The 19,472-nt window shown below is 40.8% G+C and carries 15 protein-coding genes; 4 read left to right on the top strand and 11 right to left on the bottom strand.

Annotated features, from left to right (window positions below; genetic code table 11):
* Nucleotides 1-33 precede the first annotated feature (33 nt).
* From uppS to PseudUWO311_RS04395, 4 genes are all read right to left on the bottom strand, one after another.
* Entirely contained in the window at nucleotides 34-777 is a 744-nt protein-coding gene (gene uppS, locus PseudUWO311_RS04410; RefSeq protein WP_142653922.1) for a polyprenyl diphosphate synthase, read from the bottom strand.
* The gene (gene cdaA, locus PseudUWO311_RS04405) at nucleotides 774-1,661 is read right to left on the bottom strand and encodes a diadenylate cyclase CdaA (protein ID WP_142653920.1); all 888 of its coding nucleotides are present in this window, start codon (nucleotides 1,659-1,661) and stop codon (nucleotides 774-776) included. Before cdaA ends, uppS begins: the two co-directional genes overlap by 4 nt.
* Nucleotides 1,662-1,884: 223 nt before the next feature.
* The gene (lysA, locus tag PseudUWO311_RS04400) at nucleotides 1,885-3,312 is read right to left on the bottom strand and encodes a diaminopimelate decarboxylase (RefSeq protein WP_142653918.1); all 1,428 of its coding nucleotides are present in this window, start codon (nucleotides 3,310-3,312) and stop codon (nucleotides 1,885-1,887) included.
* 114 nt (nucleotides 3,313-3,426) lie between these two features.
* Nucleotides 3,427-3,948, bottom strand: a complete 522-nt coding sequence (locus tag PseudUWO311_RS04395) for a cofactor assembly of complex C subunit B (RefSeq protein ID WP_142653916.1) — start codon at nucleotides 3,946-3,948, stop codon at nucleotides 3,427-3,429.
* Nucleotides 3,949-4,222: 274 nt separating this feature from the next.
* Between PseudUWO311_RS04395 and PseudUWO311_RS04390 the strand changes: the two genes are divergently transcribed.
* The 3 genes from PseudUWO311_RS04390 (at nucleotide 4,223) to crtR (ending at nucleotide 10,158) form a co-directional block, all read left to right on the top strand.
* The gene (locus PseudUWO311_RS04390) at nucleotides 4,223-6,448 is read left to right on the top strand and encodes a GumC family protein (RefSeq protein WP_142653914.1); all 2,226 of its coding nucleotides are present in this window, start codon (nucleotides 4,223-4,225) and stop codon (nucleotides 6,446-6,448) included.
* A 746-nt stretch (nucleotides 6,449-7,194) separates the two neighbouring features.
* Nucleotides 7,195-8,907 (top strand): response regulator, encoded by a 1,713-nt coding sequence (locus tag PseudUWO311_RS04385; protein WP_223807440.1) that lies wholly within the window; start codon nucleotides 7,195-7,197, stop codon nucleotides 8,905-8,907.
* 369 nt (nucleotides 8,908-9,276) lie between these two features.
* Entirely contained in the window at nucleotides 9,277-10,158 is an 882-nt protein-coding gene (gene crtR, locus PseudUWO311_RS04380) for a beta-carotene hydroxylase (RefSeq protein ID WP_142653912.1), read from the top strand.
* A 90-nt stretch (nucleotides 10,159-10,248) separates the two neighbouring features.
* Here the strand turns inward: crtR and PseudUWO311_RS04375 are convergent, their stop codons facing one another.
* The 7 genes from PseudUWO311_RS04375 to PseudUWO311_RS04345 form a co-directional block, all read right to left on the bottom strand.
* Nucleotides 10,249-10,548: a DUF760 domain-containing protein gene (locus PseudUWO311_RS04375; RefSeq protein ID WP_103667680.1), complete on the bottom strand. Its 300-nt coding sequence runs from the start codon at nucleotides 10,546-10,548 to the stop codon at nucleotides 10,249-10,251.
* A gap of 140 nt (nucleotides 10,549-10,688) precedes the next feature.
* Nucleotides 10,689-11,060: a single-stranded DNA-binding protein gene (locus tag PseudUWO311_RS04370; protein WP_142653910.1), complete on the bottom strand. Its 372-nt coding sequence runs from the start codon at nucleotides 11,058-11,060 to the stop codon at nucleotides 10,689-10,691.
* 90 nt (nucleotides 11,061-11,150) lie between these two features.
* Nucleotides 11,151-12,806 (bottom strand): DUF1565 domain-containing protein, encoded by a 1,656-nt coding sequence (locus PseudUWO311_RS04365; protein WP_142653908.1) that lies wholly within the window; start codon nucleotides 12,804-12,806, stop codon nucleotides 11,151-11,153.
* A 181-nt stretch (nucleotides 12,807-12,987) separates the two neighbouring features.
* On the bottom strand, nucleotides 12,988-13,836 hold the full coding sequence (locus tag PseudUWO311_RS04360; protein ID WP_142653906.1) for a carbohydrate ABC transporter permease: 849 nt from the start codon (nucleotides 13,834-13,836) through the stop codon (nucleotides 12,988-12,990).
* A gap of 63 nt (nucleotides 13,837-13,899) precedes the next feature.
* A complete protein-coding gene (blaOXA, locus tag PseudUWO311_RS04355; RefSeq protein WP_142653904.1) occupies nucleotides 13,900-14,745 on the bottom strand; it encodes a class D beta-lactamase in 846 nt (281 codons plus the stop codon).
* 5 nt (nucleotides 14,746-14,750) lie between these two features.
* Nucleotides 14,751-15,662, bottom strand: coding sequence for a carbohydrate ABC transporter permease (locus PseudUWO311_RS04350; RefSeq protein WP_142653902.1), 912 nt, complete (start codon nucleotides 15,660-15,662; stop codon nucleotides 14,751-14,753).
* Nucleotides 15,663-15,794: 132 nt separating this feature from the next.
* Entirely contained in the window at nucleotides 15,795-16,133 is a 339-nt protein-coding gene (locus PseudUWO311_RS04345; RefSeq protein WP_142653900.1) for a hypothetical protein, read from the bottom strand.
* A gap of 145 nt (nucleotides 16,134-16,278) precedes the next feature.
* Between PseudUWO311_RS04345 and gcvP the strand changes: the two genes are divergently transcribed.
* On the top strand, nucleotides 16,279-19,266 hold the full coding sequence (gcvP, locus tag PseudUWO311_RS04340) for an aminomethyl-transferring glycine dehydrogenase (RefSeq protein WP_142653898.1): 2,988 nt from the start codon (nucleotides 16,279-16,281) through the stop codon (nucleotides 19,264-19,266).
* Nucleotides 19,267-19,472 lie beyond the last annotated feature (206 nt).

Below are 19,472 nucleotides of genomic sequence, written 5' to 3'. Positions count from 1 at the left end.
TCACTACGTGAGATTTTATTCTTTAGATATTTTTTAGACTTTCCCAAAGCGGCGATCGCGTTCTTGATAATCAATCAGCGCTCGGTGAAACTCACTACGATTAAAATCTGGCCAAAGTGTATTTGTAAAATACATTTCCGTATACGCCATTTGCCAGAGCAGAAAATTACTCAAGCGCATTTCGCCACTAGTGCGAATCAATAGATCAGGGTTATGATTTCCTGCCGTATAGAGATGTTGCTCAAAGAGATTTTCATCAATATTTTCAGGGTTAACATCACCAGCCAAAGTTGCTTCCGCAATTTGACGACATACCTTCACAATTTCGCGCCGACTACCATAATTGATCGCCACCGTAAAGTGAATCGCCTGATTATTTGCCGTCGCAGTTTGCGATCGCTCAATCTCATTTCGCAAAGATTTTGACAAAGAATCTAGATCGCCTACAAAGGAAATGCGTACTCCTTCTCGACACATTTCCTCCAATTCACGGCGCAACATCCGCTCAAATAAAACCATCAAGAAATCAACTTCTTGCGCGGGGCGGCTCCAATTTTCCGTAGAAAAAGCATAGACCGTTAATGCCGCAATTCCCCAATCTTTGCAGCAGCGCAATAAATCCTTCAGAGCATCTACACCCTGTCGATGTCCCGCAATTCTTGGCATACCCTTTTGCTTTGCCCAACGTCCGTTACCGTCCATAATTACGGCTACATGTTTGGGCAAGCGTTGGTGATCGAGGTCTAGTGGCAAAGTTTGTAATAGCTTAGCAGTCATTTCTTTTCTGACGATTTTCGACTTACCATATTTTTGAGAATTGAGTTTGACCAGAGCCAATTAAAGCGTGGTACTGTTCTTCCTAGTGTCGTTGGACGATAATTACCTAGTTTAGTTTCTAATATTTCTCGCAAACGACTACTAGAAATTGGACGATCTAATATGCCATTTTCAGCGATCGCAATCGATCCTGTTTCTTCCGAAACCACGATACAAAAACAATTTCTGACGCGATCGGTAATACCCATCGCGGCACGGTGTCTAGTTCCGATTTCTCGCGAGGCGGCTCGTTCTGAAATGGGTAAAATTACACCAGCAGCCAGAATCCGATCTTCTCGAATCAGGATTGCTCCATCATGCAAAAGCGTCGAAGTCTGAAATATTGTATGCAATAGCTCTTTTGATAATAAGGCGTTAAGTTTCACCCCTGGCACTGAAAAATCACGATCATCGATGGGTTCACCCGTCTCAATAATCATTAATGCGCCAGTACGGTTTTGTGATAGTTCTATCACAGCATCATTAATTTCTTCAATTACTGAGTCAGCCTCAACAGGGGCTCGCCGATTCGTTGAAGGTTGAATTAACGAAAGTAAGTCTCCACGTCCCAGCCGTTCTAGAAATCGACGTAGCTCTGGCTGCAAAATCACTGCCATCGCCACGGCTGCGCCAATCAATAATTTATCTAAGACAAAATTGAGCAATCGCATACCAAGGCGATCGCTCAATACGCTAGCTATTAGTAAAAAGATGATCCCCCGCACCATCAATAACGTGCGGCGATCATTGCTGAGAGACAGCATGAAGTAGATCAATCCCAATACCGCAAGGATATCGATCGCCCTCATAATGAATGCAATTGAGTTGATATTAAACCACTGCATTCATAATCCTCTCATTCACAACTGTAATACAACTTCCGTAATACCAAAACATAAAACGGTGTAACCGTTTTATGTTTTAAAACCCTTACTGGGTTTGATTTTTAATTTCCACAAGTGTTGTCACACTTTTGGAAATTGGTATAATACCAAAACATAAAACGGCGTAGCCATTTTATGTTTTAAAACTCTTACTGGTTTTGGTTTTTAATTCACAAAAGTGTCGTCACACTTTTGTGGATTGGTATAATCTCTCTGGCAGACAATCTTGACGCAATAGATCCTCACGAGTTTCTCGTTTAATAATTAAACTAGAGTCGCCAGTCCCCACAACCACAGCCGCAGGCTTTGGCAAACGATTGTAATTTGAGGCCATGCTGTAATTGTATGCGCCCGTTCCAAATACAACCAAAATATCGCCAACATTAGTTTCGGGCAGTTGAATATCCTTTATTAAAATATCACCTGATTCGCAATGCTTACCCGCGATCGTCACAGTTTGGGACAAGGATGCACTCATGTGATTTGCCACCACAGCCCGATATTTCGACTGATAGGTGATTGGACGAGGATTGTCTGACATTCCGCCATCTACGGTTATGTAGGTGCGAATATCAGGCACGGTCTTGCTACCACCAATTGTATAAGCAGTTACACAAGTCGCGCCCACTAGCGATCGCCCTGGTTCACAAAGCAGTTTGGGTAAGGGTAAACCTGATGCAATAAATGCATCAGTTACACCAGCACTTACTGTTTGTACCCAATCTTCAATGCTAGGTGGATCGTCTGATTCCACGTAGCGAATTCCCAGACCACCGCCAATATTTAGCTCTGAAAACTTCAAACCATATTTTTCAATCGCAAGTTTAAACCATTGCACCATCACACCACCAATATCTTGATGTGGTTGCAGTTCAAAAATTTGAGAACCAATATGGGCATGGATACCAATGCAGTTAAGGCTGGACTTTGCTACAAATGCAAATACGGCTTCGATTTCATTGGGATCAAAGCCAAACTTACTATCAATATGTCCAGTCTGAATATATTCATGGGTATGACATTCGATCCCAGGAGTCAGACGCAACATAATGCGTGGTGCTAGACTCATTGCAATGGATTGCTCTTTGGCAAGAAGATCCAAAGTTTGGAGCTCATTCCAGTTATCAACCACAATCGTGCAGCCAAACTCTAGGGAGTAGCTCAGTTCATCAGCAGATTTATTATTGCCATGAAAATAAATCAAACTTGGCGAAACACCAGCCCGAAGTGCGGTCAATATTTCACCTGCCGATACAACATCAATCCCTAGCCCTTCAGAGCCAACGATCGCACAAACAGCCAGACAGCTCCAAGCTTTTGAAGCATATAAAACTTGTGACTGTCCTTGATAATGCTTAGAAAAGGCATCCCGATATTGCTGACAAGCAGTTCTGAGGCTGACCTCATCCAAAATATAAAGCGGTGAACCATATTGGCTAACTAAGTCCACCACATCACAACCACCTATTTCGAGATGATCATTAGAATTAACGATCGCAGTTAAAGGCAAAAGCTGTTGATTTGGGGACAAACTATCTAAACTTGAAGTAGTATTTTTCAGTGAATTCGTCACAACAGTCTCTGATTTTTGACTGGTTAAAACAGTAGTCATGAAGTACCAATGATTTTTTGTAAGACTTTCTAATATCTATTATAAAAAATAGCGGCAATTTTATTTGTCGCTATTTTTATTAGCAGGAGTTAAGGGGGGAATTACCCACTACTTTTAGTGATCTATTTTTTCTAGTTTTAGCGATCGCTGCAATTCTTCGATCTCGTCTTTGTGGGCACGAACCTTAAGTCTTGTTTCAGGCAGAAGTTGCAAACTAACTTTACGCTCGCGCGGAGTACCTTGCCAATAAAAAACTCCAGCGATCGGCGACAAGATCGTCAACCATAACCAAAGATTTTCTAAATCAGGGATTAAAATGCCTAAAACTACACCCAGACAAATTAAACCAACAGCCGCTAGTATTGTCAGAAATATTGCCAAAAAAAGACTTGGTTTGACTTGCCCCGATAGATTGGCAACATCCCGTTCTGGATCAATCTCAACTACTTTGTATGCTCTTTGTTGAAAATGATCGCGAACTTGTTTCAAGAGGTGATCATCCGTAAGGTTTCCTACAGCGAACAATGCATCAGTTGTGCGATCGCGGATTGAACCACGCAAAAAAGAAACTAACCCATAAAACAACAGGATTGTTAAGAATAGGGTGGAATATACTGTCGGAATAGTTTCAGGCATTCGATCTGAGATGTTATTGGCTTTAGATATAGTCTAAGTAACTGGGCATAATTAAATATAAAACCCCAAAATCTGTACCGCCCGCGTAGCAGGCGGTACAGATTTTGGGTCTGTTATTTAATTATGCCTAGTTACTTAATAATCACTTATTATAGGTAGCAACTTTAGAAATGCATAAGCACAAAAATTTTTAATTTGATATATTATCCTGATTTTGATATAAAGATTAACGATTAAGGGCGTAACGATTAAAGCTACTTAGGTAAAAACAACGATGACTGAATATCCTAAAGCTACCTATGTAGGCAAGTATGTCGATGATTCATTTAAGCTTGCCAAATTCTTCAGAGTGCTCCGCAAGCGATGGATCGTCATCGTAGCTGTCTCGGTCACAGTATTTGCTGGCAATACTTACTATACATTTACCAGAACTCCCCAATATCGCTCAAGTGCCTCACTCCTAGTAAACTCAACGATCGCAGTATCAGATATCCAGCTCCCAGGCTTGCCCTCCAGCTCTACAGTTAATCTCGGAACAGAAATCGCTATTCTGAAGAGCCGACCTTTGATTGAAATTGCTGTTTCCAAAATGCATCAATCTCCCTCAGCAGCATACAAAGATATTGATGCACTAACGATCATGAGCGGATTGGACATCCGACCCGAAAAAGACACGATGGTTTTGCGTCTCACTTATACAGATAGCAATCCCAAACGAGCACAGGGAGTTTTAAATGCGTTAGCTCAAACCTATGTCGAATATAGCTTAAAGGATCGCCGCACTAAATCTAGTACTGCAATTAAATTTATTCAAGACAAGCTGCCACAAGTCAAGCAACAACTGGATAAGTCGGCTCTAGCAGTTACCCAATTTCGTAAGACCTACAACATCGTCGATCCTGATACTTATGCTGCCTCTGTTTATAAAATGCGCGAGGCTTTAGAAAATCAAGCTCAAGACTTACAAATCAAAATTGCCCAAGTCCAACAGCAATATGAAGCTCTTAGTCGTCAAGTTGGTAAATCCCCAGAAGCTGCGATCGGCAGCGCAATTTTGCAGCAAGATGCTCCGTACCAATCATTGGTTAAGCAATTCCAAGAAGTTGAAACTAACTACTTCTTAGAGCGAACTCGATTTCGAGGCGATCACCCTAGTGTTGTCGCCCTTAAAGATCGACGTGATGAGCTCTATCGACTTCTAGAAACTCGCGCTCAGTCAGTAGTCGGGGTGAAAGGCAATACAGCAAATATTACTAATGAGCCCAATAGCGCGATTCAACAAAACCTAGCATCTCAGTTATTTGATGCTCAAACTACTCTTGCTGTGAGTCAAGCTCAGCTAGAAAGCATCCGCAATGCCCAAACAGAAGTATCTACAGCTTTTTCTAAGATCCCCCAAATTCAACAAAAGTATGTAGAAATCCAAAGACAACTAGCTCTTGATAGCTCTACCTATAATAAGCTTAGTGAAAAGCTAGAGGAATTAAGGATTTCTGAGGCTCAAGAGATTTCATCATGGAAGGTTTTAGAGCCACCTCTTATTCCCATCAGACCATCTTCTCCAGATATCGAGAGAAGTTTGATTACTGGAGCAATTTCTGGCTTAGTACTAGGTATTTTATTAGCTCTCCTACTCAATCGACTAGATCAGCGTATTCGTGAGGTGGGAGAAGTAAGAGAAATAATTGATATTCCTTTACTTGCCTCAATTCCGATGACAGAAACAGCCTCTTTGTCTGCAATCAGTAGTCAAGGGATATTACCAACTAGTAGCTACTATGCTTTTAAAGAAGCGTTAGGTTCTCTAGCATTAAATTTGCGATATCTTGGTACGGACAACATGATGAAAGTAATTGCTTTCACCTCGTCTGTACCGTCTGAAGGCAAGAGTACAATGACTTATAATCTTGCCATCATTTTATCGGCTCTAGGATACAGAATTCTGTTAGTAGATGCAGATATGCGAAAGCCAACGGTTCATAAGTTGGCTGGACTGAGCAATAAAGTTGGGTTGTCTACGGCTCTAGCTACTCCTAGTCCATGGCAAGATCTGATTCAGGCAGGGGATGATCATGATCGTTTGCATATTTTAACTTCGGGTTCTCTCCCTCCCAATCCAATGCTATTGCTAGAGTCTAATAAGATGGCGGCTCTCCTACAGGAATGGCGACAAGAGTATGATTATGTATTGGTTGATACTCCGCCTGTAATTGGCATAACTGATGCTCAGTGCTTGACTTCTAAGGTTGATACATTTATTTTGGTAGCTGCGATTAATCGCTCGACAAGAAGTGGAATTTCCCGTGCTTTAGAGATTTTATCGACAGCTAGGGCTAATGTTTCTGGGCTGTTGATTAATATGATTGGCTCATCTGATAGCGAGTATCACTATGGATACTACGATCGCTATTATTTAAACCCATCAGATACTGTAGAATCAGATTCTGATTCAGAAGAGGAATCTGATTCAGAAGGTGAAATAGTCGAAAGAGTCGTGTAAATTCCCATGACTTAGGAATGAAAATTAATTAACTTGTGCAATTAAAACCAAAATTTGTTGGGGGCGGGCTTTGCCCGCCCCCAACAAATTTTGGTTTTAATTAATTTTCATTCCTTACTAGTTTTCATTACTATTTTTTAAGCTCCTACACTTATGTAGTCAGCCAATTTTATAAAAACCTTTAGCTGCCGCAAAGAGTATGTACAGCAGTATTCGACCAAACTGACCACAAGAAATCCCGCAATTGGCTTTATATTCTTCTTCGGGGCGGGTTTGAAAGCAAATTGCGGTAAGTGCAGAAGTTGCAATTCTAATCATGAAACAAATTTAGGGATTTCTGAGCCCACGAGACTAATTTTTATAGATGTCGCCGATTGTTTTGTAAACGCAAGAATTGATTGGCGAAACTTTGCGCCGCTAAGCAATTCTTGCGTTTTGTGTACGAGTACACTTGGCTACAGTTATGGAAACACTCCCTAACAAGCAGATTGCTACAAATATTACAATCCATAAATAATACCAATTCACAAAAGTGAGGCAACACTTCTGTGAATTAAACCCCAAACCCTGTAAGGGTTTTAAAAGCACAAAATGGCGTAGCCATTTTGTGCTTTGGTATAATCAGTAACTATAACTATAAAATTATGAAAATCGGCTCCACAGGGGTAATAGCCTATGAATAATTTAAAATTGCCATACGCTAAAGAAAAGTGCTAGATTTTGAAAACAGCAGTCAGTTTTAAATTATGCAAAAAGATACAAATTTAGTTTTAGTAGTTGATGACGAAATTGAAATTCAAAGACTCTTTAAGCAGAGATTTAGAAAAAGAATTCTATCTAAAGAGCTGGATTTCATATTTGCTTCAAATGGAATAGAAGCTTTGGAAATCCTGAAAGAAATAAATTGTATCTCAATGATCCTTACTGATATTAGGATGCCTAAAATGGATGGGTTATCCTTAATTTCAAAATTAGCTGAAATTAATCAAAACATAAAAGCAGTAGTAGTCTCAGCCTATGGAGACATCCAAAATATTCGGATGGCAATGAACTGTGGAGCTTTTGATTTTGTAACAAAACCTATCGATTTTGATGATTTAGAAATAACAATTGATAGAACATTTGCTTTTGTTTCTCATTTACGGGAACAACAAAAACAACTTGAGGAAACTCTTGCACAGGTGAGAGTACTTGAACTGAAGGAAATAGCTTTAGCCCATGGTAAAGAACTTGCCGAAGCAGCAAATCGTGCTAAGAGTGCGTTCTTAGCTAATATGAGTCATGAAATCCGTACACCGATGAATGGAGTAATTGGAATGACGGATTTATTGTCAACCACCGATTTGACAGAAGAACAGAGAGATTATGTACAGATCATTCGTGATAGCGGCGATTTACTTCTAACAATTATTAATGACATTCTTGATTTTTCTAAGATTGAATCTGGAATGCTAAAAATAGAAAGTCGATCGCTCGTGCTGGAAGATATCGTCAGGTCTGTCTTTGAACTTTTAGGTAAACAAGCAAGCGATAAAAATCTCAGCATTCAATATTCAATGCATCCAGATATTCCTCATGATTTATTAGGTGATGCCGCAAGGATACGTCAAGTTTTAATCAATCTCTTAGGTAATGCGATTAAATTTACTCTACAAGGCAATGTGGCGATCTCGATCGAGCCTCGGTTAAACGTAAATAGTGATGAATGCGAATTAGTCTTTGCAGTTGAAGATACCGGTATTGGTATTGAAATTAATCAGTTAAATTTATTGTTTCAACCATTTACTCAAGCTGATTCTTCTATCAGTCGTCAGTATGGTGGAACAGGATTAGGGCTTGCCATTAGTAAGCGTTTAGTTGAGTTAATGGGAGGTACAATCTGGGTCGAGAGTCTTGGAAGAATTGGTGGTATTCCTCCTAACAATTGGACATTTGATCCAGAAACGATCCATACCAGCGGTTCTGTATTCTACTTTACTCTTGTGTTGAGAACTTTACCTACAGAAATTGCTAATTCTCAAATACCTAGCATTACTCAACCAATTTTATCTCCTGTAGCTCAAGAAACTACTACATCATCTAGTATAGAAGTTCTTATTGTTGAAGATAATTTCGTTAATCAAAGAGTGCTCCAACTATGTCTAGAAACACTTGGCTATAGTCCGACGATCGCCAACAATGGCTTAGAGGCTTTAGAGGCTATCAAAAATCAAAAATATGATGTGATTTTTATGGATATGCAAATGCCGAAAATGGATGGGATTATGGCTACTAAGCAGATTCGTCAGGATTGTAGTCAACAGCCTTGGATTGTAGCTTTAACTGCTAATGCTTTACCTGAAGATCGTCAGTTATGCTTAGATGTAGGAATGAATGACTTTATTACTAAGCCTATTCAGATTGAGGATATTGTAAATATTTTTGATAGATATAACAGTGATAAATGTTTTGAAAAATAGCGCAAGTAACCCAACAACTGAAGTTTTGGGCTAAACGCTAAATTCATCTAAACAATTGACGAAAAACACTTTTGCCAAACCAGTTCAACAGGTTAGAGCTTTTAGCCCGCACTTGATTGCAAGGCTTGACTTCAGGACTAATGTGTAAGTTTGTGCAATAGCGATCGCCAACATAAATAACTAATGGGCAAGATCAGCTCAAAATCAAAGTTGCAATCTCGCCCTATTATCGGTAGCATAGGGGATAATAAAAAATGTAATAAAACGCAACAATCAAATATATTTTTCCAATATATTTGAGTTTGTCAATTGACAAACCAAAAACGCATACTAGATTAAAGATAGGAAATTTGAGTAAGGAGTGACACAATGCAGCAGGGCAAAGCCCTAACTGTTCCAATCGGTGTGATGGGCGCAGCACAGGGATTTAATCCGACGATACTACTGCTACTGGGTTCGATCATTTTAGGAACTGCATCGACAACAGGGTATTGGGTATGGGGCTGGGCGCACTGGCTCGTATTTGTTTGTAATTTTTCGGCGCTCTATGTACTAGGGACAGTAATTCATGATGCTTGCCATAATGTTGCACATCCCAATCGTATTGTTAATGCAGCGATCGGACATATTGCAGCAATCTTGCAAGGATTTGTGTTTCCCGTATTTACTCGTGTCCACATGCAGCACCACGCCCATGTGAATGATGAAGAAGATGACCCAGACCACTTCGTTTCCACAGGTGGCCCATTGTGGTTGATAGCAGCTCGCTTTTTCTATCACGAAGTTTTCTTTTTCCAGCGTCGGCTATGGAGAAATTACGAGCTTTTAGAATGGGCAATTAGCAGGTTGATTGTAGTCGCCACATTGTTTATTGGTTATCATTATGGGTTCCTAGGATACATGATGAACTTCTGGTTTGTACCAGCAGCCGTTATGGGTCTTTTATTAGGCTTATTCTTTGACTATTTGCCTCATCGTCCTTTTGTTGAGCGATCGCGCTGGAAGAATGCCAGAGTTTACCCAGGACGATTTTTAAATATCTTGCTATTAGGTCAGAACTATCACTTAGTTCATCATCTTTGGCCAAATGTGCCTTGGTATTATTACGAGAAAGCATATTATCAAATGAAGCCTCTGCTCGATGCTAATGGCTCACCTCAGACCTTAGGGCTTTTAAAGATGCCAGATCTAGCTGGTTTTATATACGACGTTTTCTTAGGTATTCGGTTTCACGGTCATAAACATAAATAAAAAAGGGAGCGCTAAGCGCTCCCTTTTTTATTTATAGCTACTTTCACTTGTCTTAGGACAAATCAAAGTCCAAGAATTGGTTGGCGACAGCTATAGTGTTTCTAAGGAATGGTCTAGCTGCATTCTCGTTTCCATTTGCCGAATGAAATAACCTGTCATCATCGCTGAGCCTATTAGTCCAGCTAAGTTTTCGCGATCAGTGGTGATGCTGACGTTGAAATGCTGTGGTGGCAATATACCCAGCAAGTTTTGAATATTTTGGTTGATAATTTGTTGCGCTTCAGGGGTGACGGACTGCGCAACCGTGGCTAAGGTTTCAGGTGATTGATTTTTGAGATAATCAAGTAAAAGATTGCTGCTGCTGGAGTTGAGTTCGCCTAGGTTAAACATATGTAGGTTCCTCGAATCTTGGATTCGCTAAGAATATCTACATACATTCTTACTGATGCGATCGCTAAGTTTTGAGTAGGGAAACCGTATTTCAACCGAATAGAAAAGTACAAGAGCCTTGGTTATCAAAGCTATTGTACTTAAAAATCGTCGTCATAGCTGCCGCTACTACTGCTAGCTGCTTCATTATCTTTACGAGAGCCAAGTAGATCTAGTCGCTCCACACGAATTACTGGTTTTTGGCGCTCATCACCAGTAGTGCGATCGTTCCAACGATCAAATTTAAGCGATCCTGATATGCCAATTAAGCTTCCTTTTCTGACAAAGTTCTTCGCAACTTCGGCGGTTTTATCCCACATTTCTAAGTCAAACCAATCGGGTGGATCGTCACGATTGCTGGTATTTCGATTAACTGCGATCGTGAAGTTGCAGACCACTTTGCCAGACTCAAAATATTTAACTTCAGGATCACGTCCTGCGCGTCCGACTAGGTGAACTTTGTTTAAGGTCATAGGACAAGTTTCAAAAAAGATTTAGACATCTGCATTTTATAGCAAAACCAAAAAATAGAGGTGAGAAGAAGTGTCGCCTCTATTTTTTGGCTATGGATTAATCGACTCAATTCTTGCGGATAAACCTTGTTGTGCGAGACGAGAAACTTGGACTTCAGCGATATTGCGATCGCTATAGGCTCCAATCTGGACTACTAAATAGCCATTAAGTCGAGATGCAAAGGAGTTTGGCACTATTTGACGTATTTGAGCAACAGCATTTGCTGAAGACACAGGCACAACCACACGATAGCGTGGTGGATTTTGGGGCTTAAAACTAGTATTGGCAAGAGGAGCGATTTGGATCGGTTGATTAACTGGCTCTCCGCTGGGTGGACGCGATCGCACAGGCGGCAAACTAGTACTAATTTCAGAATTAGCGGGGATCGGGGAACTAAAGCTCTTGGGCGTAATTCTGACGATCACAGAAGTAACAGGCTCGTACCAGAAAGGATTATTTGCTTGATTTGCTTGATTGGTTGGAATAAAACTATTGCTTTGACTTGAAGAGTTCGTTCTAACCAATGCTGGTGGAGTATCAAGATTAGGCGCAAGATTCATGGGCTGACTGCTGGCTATCTGTTGTTCTAGTTGTTGGTTGATGTTGGCAAAGCGATCACTTTTTGGTGTAATGCTTGGCGAAGCCTTACTTACAGCCACAGCATTTGTAGTTGTCGCATTTGCTGAAGGATTATTAACAAATAGATTGGATGGCAGACGCACACCCGACAACTGTAAATTTCCCTTCACTCTTTTACTGTCCAATTGATTGCCATTCACAGCAACAGCATTACGGCTGACATTCTGCAAATCAAATGTGCCATTTCCCTGAAAAGTATTGTTGCCCTCATCATTAGGTTTGCCCAAATCTGGGCTCGCCATATCAGAAATAGTTAAGCCGTAATTGCGATTATTGACAATCGCATTGCCACGCAAAACTGGTTTAGCATTAGCTTGAATTAAGATTCCATTTTGATTTTGCGTAAAAGTATTTTCCGTGATTTGCGGTGCGGCAGCTTGGCGAATACTCATGCCAAAAGTAGTTTGCTGAAAGAGATTGCCACGAATATCTGGACTAGCCTCACCTTCGATCGCTAAGCCACTTGTGCCATTCCGAAAAAATTGATTTGTCGAGATGATCGCTGTTGATTTGCCTGTGATTAAGCCGCCATCTTGCTTATTATCCAGAAAAGTATTATTAGCGATCGCAGGACTAGCATTCTCAATCCATAGTCCATAGCCTCTGGGATTAGGATTGGTCACGGTCACGCCTCGCAGTTCGGCGCGATCGCCAACTGCGATCGCCACATTTTGCGGAAATCCTGATCCTGTCCGTAAGGTTCCGCCACCCAAAATGACGATATCTTTACCTTTATTAGCTTCATTGCCTCGTAAAGTCACATCTGATCGCAATTTTAAGGGAAACTGCTCACCCGTAGCGCTGCTGTAGGTTCCATAGGCTAGCTGAATAATCTGTCCAGTCTCAGCGCGGCTAATGGCATAGGTGATTGTCTTAAAAGGTGCAGTATTGCTACCTTGATCAGCGCGATCGCTACCTGTTAGCGGATTTACATAGATGATATTTTGTGATTGGGCGATGGCTGGCGTTGCGATCGCTATGCTTGGTGAAAAGATTGCGATCGGAAGCAAATAAATAAGGTTTTGAAAAATAAAGCCTTGAAATGTCTTACAGATGCTCATTTTCATGGACTAATTGCTTCCCTTAAATTTGCTGAAGTTGCTGAATAGGATAGTGGGCAGAGTGACTGGAAATATTAAATCTAGATTAAATTTAAAACCTAAGTCTTAAGAATCATAAACTACCCTAAGTTCAAAACTATGGCAAGAGCAACAAGTCAAAGGATAAAGAAGACGCTTTGCGTCTTCTTTATCCTTTGACTCCAATACTAGCTTCGGTAGGAATGATGTAACGTTGCAGAAATACAAACACAATAAATACTGGAAGCATTGAAATCGCTGAACCTGCGGCAATTAAACGCCAATCTTCAGAAAAGGCACTAGCAAGACTGGCAATCCCACGCGGTAGGGTATAAAGCTCAGCCTTATCAACGATCGCTAATGGCCATAAAAAATCGCCCCACATTGCCACAAAAGTAAATACGGCAAGAGTTGTAAGGGCAGGACGTGCCGCAGGCAACATAATGTGCCACCAAATCCCTAAGCTAGAGCAGCCATCCATTCGCGCCGCTTCTTCCATCTCCTTCGGGACGCTTTGAAAGGCTTGACGAAGAAGAAATATGCCAAAAGCAGAAATTACATAGGGGAAAATCAAGCCCGCATATGTGTTCTTGAGATTTAGCTGAACTGCCAAGATATACAAGGGAATCATCGTGATTTGAAACGGAATCATCGTTGTACCCACAATCGCCCAAAAAATCGGATCGCGTCCTTTAAACTCTAGTCTGGCGAGGGGAAAGGCAGCAAGAGAGCAAAATAGCAAGTTTAAAATGACGGTGATACTGGAGACAAAAAAGCTATTCCAGAGATAAAGATCGAAACGGGAATTTTTCCAGACCTTGATGAAGTTATCAAAGGTGGGTTGGGCAGGTAATAGCTGTGGTACGGATTGAAAAATATTTTCACTAGGCGATTTAAAAGCAGTACTGATCAGCCAGAGTAAAGGAAACACTGTTAAAGTTGCGATCGCAATTAAAAGTATAAATTGCGGAATATTTTTTAGGAGATTAAATGATGATTTTGGATTTTTCTTATTCATGATTAAGGGCAATGTGATTTCATAGTATTTCTAGAGAAGAGATGCGCTTTGCGCAGTTCTTCTCTAATAAAAGAGTTGTAAATCTTTCAAAGTATCAAACAAAATCTTTTTGCGAATAGGAATCATGTCAAACTTTGGATCTTGATTTGTCATATTCAAAGCATAAAAATAGACATTGTCACCTTTTTCAACATAGCCAACGTACCAACCAATATTTTGTAATCCATCAACATTAGTACCCCAGCCTGTCTTCCCTCTGAGTGTGTAAGTATCTTGACGCTCAATGATCATGATGTCTTTAACCGTTTTGATCACCGCAGAAGAGAAGGGCAAATCTTCTTTATAAAGTTTGACTAAAAACTTAATCTGCTCCTCAGGTGAAATTCTTAGCTTGCCATTCAACCAAAAAGTATCAATTTTATCTTCTATATCTTGATTGCCATAACTAGCGGCTTGAATATACTTGGTCATTCTTTCCTTGCCAATGCGCCGCGCTAAGTCTTGATAAAACCAGACTACCGATCGCGTAAATGCAGTTCGCATGTTTTGATCTTGATTCCAGATTGGAAATGTGCGATTTACTCCATCCCAAGCAATTACGGTATTTTCATCGGCGATCGCTTTAGTTTCGAGGGCAACTAATGAGTTAAAAATCTTAAATGTCGAAGCAGGAATAAAGAGTTTTTTGCAGTGGTTTGAGTTGTAGTGAATATAGCGATCGCGTTTTAAATCATACAGAACAAAACAACCCTCAGATTTTGCTTCTTGGAAGTTTTTATCAAGATTTCGAGAGAATTTTGATTGAAATATAAGGTTGGTTGTGGGCGAAGTGTTTTGAGGGTTTTGAGCCAAAACTGATGGGGTGATTGCTAAAGAAAGCCCCAATATAAATGCAAAATTTTTAAGCATAGCTGCTAAGAAATTGTTTGTGCAGGATTAATAAATTTGAAAGTTAGAATTGAGACAACAAAAATAATTAAAAACAAAAATACTCCGATCGCAGAAGCATATCCCATTTCTAAACTTGTAAAACCTTTATCATACAAATAATAAACTACGGTTTTTGTACTATTGGCGGGGCCACCCTGAGACATGATATACACCTCTTCAAAGACCTTCATTGCCCCAATCGAAGAAATCACGGCTACGAGAATAATATAGGGCTGCATTAATGGAATTGTGATATCCCAATGCTTCTGCCAGCCATCAGAACCATCTATCGCCGCCGCTTCATATAAATCTGCGGGAATTGCCTGTAACCCTGCTAGATAAATCACCATATAGTAACCAACACCACGCCAAATTACGACTGCAATAATTGCAAAGATGGCAGTTTTAGGATCAGTTAACCAAGGGATTTTGACGGATTGCCAAGAGATAATTGATAGAAAATAATTTAAGAGCCCATTCTCTGCGTAGACCCATTTCCAAGCAATTCCTGCAACCACAACCGAGACAATGACAGGGAAATAATAAACAGCTCGAAAAAATTTAATACTACGTAATTTCTGATTCACTAATATCGCTAAAGCAAGTGGCAAAATTACGAGACTAGGAACGGCAAAAATGAGATAGGTTAAAGTGTTACTTAATGTCTTCCAAAAAGTTTGATCTTTCCAGAGATTTAGATAATTCTTCCATCCAATAAATTCAGGACTACCAACAAAATCATAATTGGTAAAACTTAAATATATGGCTTGGAATACTGGTAAAAAAGAAGTCAAGCAAAGAAATGCGATCGCAGGCAACAGAAATAAATATGGAGTCCAAGAAAACTTCTTGCCGAAATTTTGCTTTTTTAAATTGAGCTTGGCATTCGGCTGCATAGAAAATCTCAAAAGTTATGAGCAGTAAAGGTTTTATGATTTAATAAAGAACTAATTTTTTGTGGCGCGGCTTCACTGCGCCACAAAAAATTAGTTCTTTATTTTATTCCAAAATGATTGCCTATAGCCTTATCATTCTGCTTTTTGATAGCCACGCGCAGTTAACCATGTATTCAATGCCTCTTCATCAGTTTGAGTATCTTCTTCAACCACTGTAAGCAATTTAGCTTTGCTTTCTTCGTCCGCTTTCTCTTCAATTACCTTAGCTTGAGGAGGTTGAGGATAAAGCTCTACACCAAGTACTTGATAAATTTGCCATTTTTGCTCTATTGGCAAAGCCTTTATCACATTCAGCAGGGCATCAAAGGATACTTGAGTTGCGATCGGGATTAGCTCAGATTCATCAAATTTCTGAAGCTGTTGAAATTGCTTAGTGTGCCCTGCAATGCTTGGTACTTTTTTGCTTTGCATAACTGCCTCTTGGTGAGCCTAATTATTTAGATTATAGCTATACTCTTTTGGGGCATGGATATAACTAATCTTGGTTATGCTTAACACTCTGTAATGAATTTGTAATAGCATAGGGCTTAACTCTACACAATAACCAATAACCCCTATGTTGGAACCTTCTCTAGCCGTGATAACTCAAGACTCGACCATTGCAGAAACCACCGAAACACCATCATTGAAGGTTCCAGATCTTTCTTTAGCGAAAACAAATCAAGACTATATTGGCGAGACTCTTAGCGATGCCGATTTTGCGCCAACCGATAGTTTTATTAGCCGTCACATTGGCGCAAGCTCTTTGGAAATTCAGCAAATGCTTATGGCAATTGGTTGTGATTCTATCGATGAGATGATAGCTAAGACTGTGCCCGATGCGATCAGAATTAAACAACCATTGGATCTAGGGGAAGCAAGAGGAGAATATGAGCTTTTGCAAGAACTGAAAGCGATCGCCTCCAAAAATAAAGTATGGCGATCCTATATTGGGACAGGTTATTACAATTGCATTACGCCGCCAATTATTCAGCGTAATATTTTGGAAAACCCTGGTTGGTACACACAGTACACCCCTTACCAAGCCGAGATTGCCCAAGGACGTTTGGAAGCTCTGCTTAATTTCCAAACCATGATTATTGATTTGACAGGTTTAGAAATTGCTAATGCTTCGCTGTTAGATGAAGGAACTGCTGCCGCCGAAGCCATGACTATGGCAGCAGGATTAGCCAAAAACAAGGGTAATAAATTCTTTGTTTCCGTTGATTGTCATCCGCAGACGATCGCAGTGGTTAAAACTCGTGCGATTCCCTTAGGAATTGAAGTAGTAGTTGCTAAACACGATCAGCTTGAATTTGACAAACAATATTTTGGGGCTTTGTTGCAATACCCCGCTAGCGATGGTGCAATCTATGACTACAGCGAATGTATTACTCAAGTTCATACGCATGGTGGCTTAGCGATCGTGGCAGCGGATTTACTCGCCCTAACCTTGATTAAGGCTCCTGCCGAGTTTGGCGCAGATATTGCGATCGGCAGTGCTCAAAGATTTGGAGTTCCCTTTGGCTATGGTGGACCCCATGCCGCTTACATGGCAACCAAGGAAGCTTATAAACGTCAAATGCCAGGGCGCATGATAGGAGTTTCCAAAGATGTGCATGGTCTTCCTGCTCTACGTTTGGCGTTACAAACTCGCGAGCAGCATATCCGCCGCGACAAGGCAACTAGCAACATTTGTACAGCTCAAGTATTGCTAGCGATCATGGCAAGTATGTACGCTGTTTATCACGGGGCAGAAAGCCTACAGCGAATTGCTAAGCGAGTCAATCTGTTAGCGGCAACTCTTGCCCAATCTCTAGAGCAACTAGGTCATACTGTTTCCCATCAAGCCTTTTTCGATACGATTCGCGTTGAGCTAAAAGGAATCTCTAGTGATGCAATCAGAACTAGAGCCTCTGCTAAACAGATTAATTTGCGTTACTTCGCCGATGGTGCGATCGCGATTAGTTTAGATGAAACTGTCTCTAAGCAAGATTTACTTGATCTAATTGCTATATTTTCTGTGGACAAATTAGAAATTACGAATTACGAATTACGAATTCCTGATTCTCAATTCGTAATTCCCAATTCCCTACTTCGTAATTCACCCTATCTCACCCATCCCGTATTTAATTCCTACCACTCCGAATCAGAACTACTGCGCTATATTTATCGTCTCCAATCGAAAGATTTATCGCTGACTACATCCATGATTCCTCTGGGTTCCTGCACGATGAAGTTGAACGCAACTTCAGAAATGCTGCCAGTTACTTGGGCAGAGTTTGGCAATATTCATCCGTTCGCTCCTTTAGAACAAACTCAAGGCTATCAGATTCTATTTGCACAGTTAGAAAATTGGCTAGCAGAAATCACGGGCTTTGCAGGGGTATCGCTCCAGCCTAACGCAGGCTCACAAGGTGAATATGCAGGGCTGCTTACAATTCGCGAATATCACCAACATCGAGGTCAAACTAATCGTCATATTTGCCTAATACCAACTTCGGCACATGGCACAAATCCTGCTAGTGCAGTCATGGCTGGGATGAAAGTCGTCACCGTGAACTGTGATAATGAAGGGAATATTGATATTGATGATTTAAAGTCTAAAGCCGAAAAGTATCAGCATGAACTTGCCGCGCTGATGGTCACCTATCCTTCTACTCATGGGGTGTTTGAAGAAGCAATTAAGGATATTTGCGATCTTATTCACTATTACGGTGGACAGGTGTATATGGATGGAGCAAACATGAATGCCCAAGTTGGTATCTGTCGCCCAGGAGATATCGGTGCAGATGTTTGCCATCTCAACTTGCACAAGACTTTCTGTATCCCTCATGGTGGTGGTGGCCCTGGAATGGGACCAATTTGTGTTGCTCCCCAACTAGTTCCATTTCTACCAAAACATCCTTTCAATGGAGAGACTGAGCAAACCACAATTTCAGCTGCTCCTTGGGGTAGTGCTAGTATTCTCACAATTTCATGGGTATACATTGCGCTGATGGGAGCCAAGGGATTAAAACTTGCTACTGAAGTCGCGATCTTGAATGCTAACTATATGGCTCAACGGCTTGCACCACACTATCCAATTCTCTACACGGGCAAAAATGGCTTGGTTGCTCATGAATGTATTATTGATCTACATGACTGCAAAGCGATCGCAGGGATTGAGGTCGATGATGTCGCTAAGCGTCTCATGGATTACGGGTTTCACGCACCAACGATGTCTTGGCCAGTTGCAGGAACAATGATGATCGAGCCAACGGAAAGCGAATCGAAAGCGGAACTTGATCGCTTCTGTGATGCGATGATTTCCATCAAGGAAGAAGTCAATGAGATCGCTTCTGGAGATATGGATAAACTCGATAATCCGCTAAAAAATGCTCCTCACACTGCTGAGACGCTTCTTGCAGATTTGTGGAACCATCCCTATACACGCAATCAAGCTGCTTACCCTGCACCTTGGCTCAAGGATCATAAGTTCTGGACAAGTGTTGGACGCATTGACAATGCTTTTGGCGATCGCAATTTTGTCTGTTCTTGTTTACCGATAGAAGCTTACGAATAGGAACTTGTTTAAGAAGCTTTTAGCCCTGCACTCAAGCCCTGCACTCAAGTGCGGGCTAAATTTCTTCAGTCGGTTGAAACCGACTGAAGAAATTTAACCCGTTTCAACTTTGACCTGCAAGAGACTGGAGTGAAGATATGAGTGTTTGAAACCGACTGAAGGAATTTAACCCGTTTCAACGGGTTTTAGCTCTTAGCCCGCACTTG

The sequence above is a fragment of the Pseudanabaena sp. UWO311 genome (assembly GCF_006937785.1).
Taxonomy (GTDB): domain Bacteria; phylum Cyanobacteriota; class Cyanobacteriia; order Pseudanabaenales; family Pseudanabaenaceae; genus Pseudanabaena.
The sequence above is the reverse complement of the archived record's forward strand: the minus strand, read 5'-3'. Positions and strand labels throughout refer to the sequence as shown.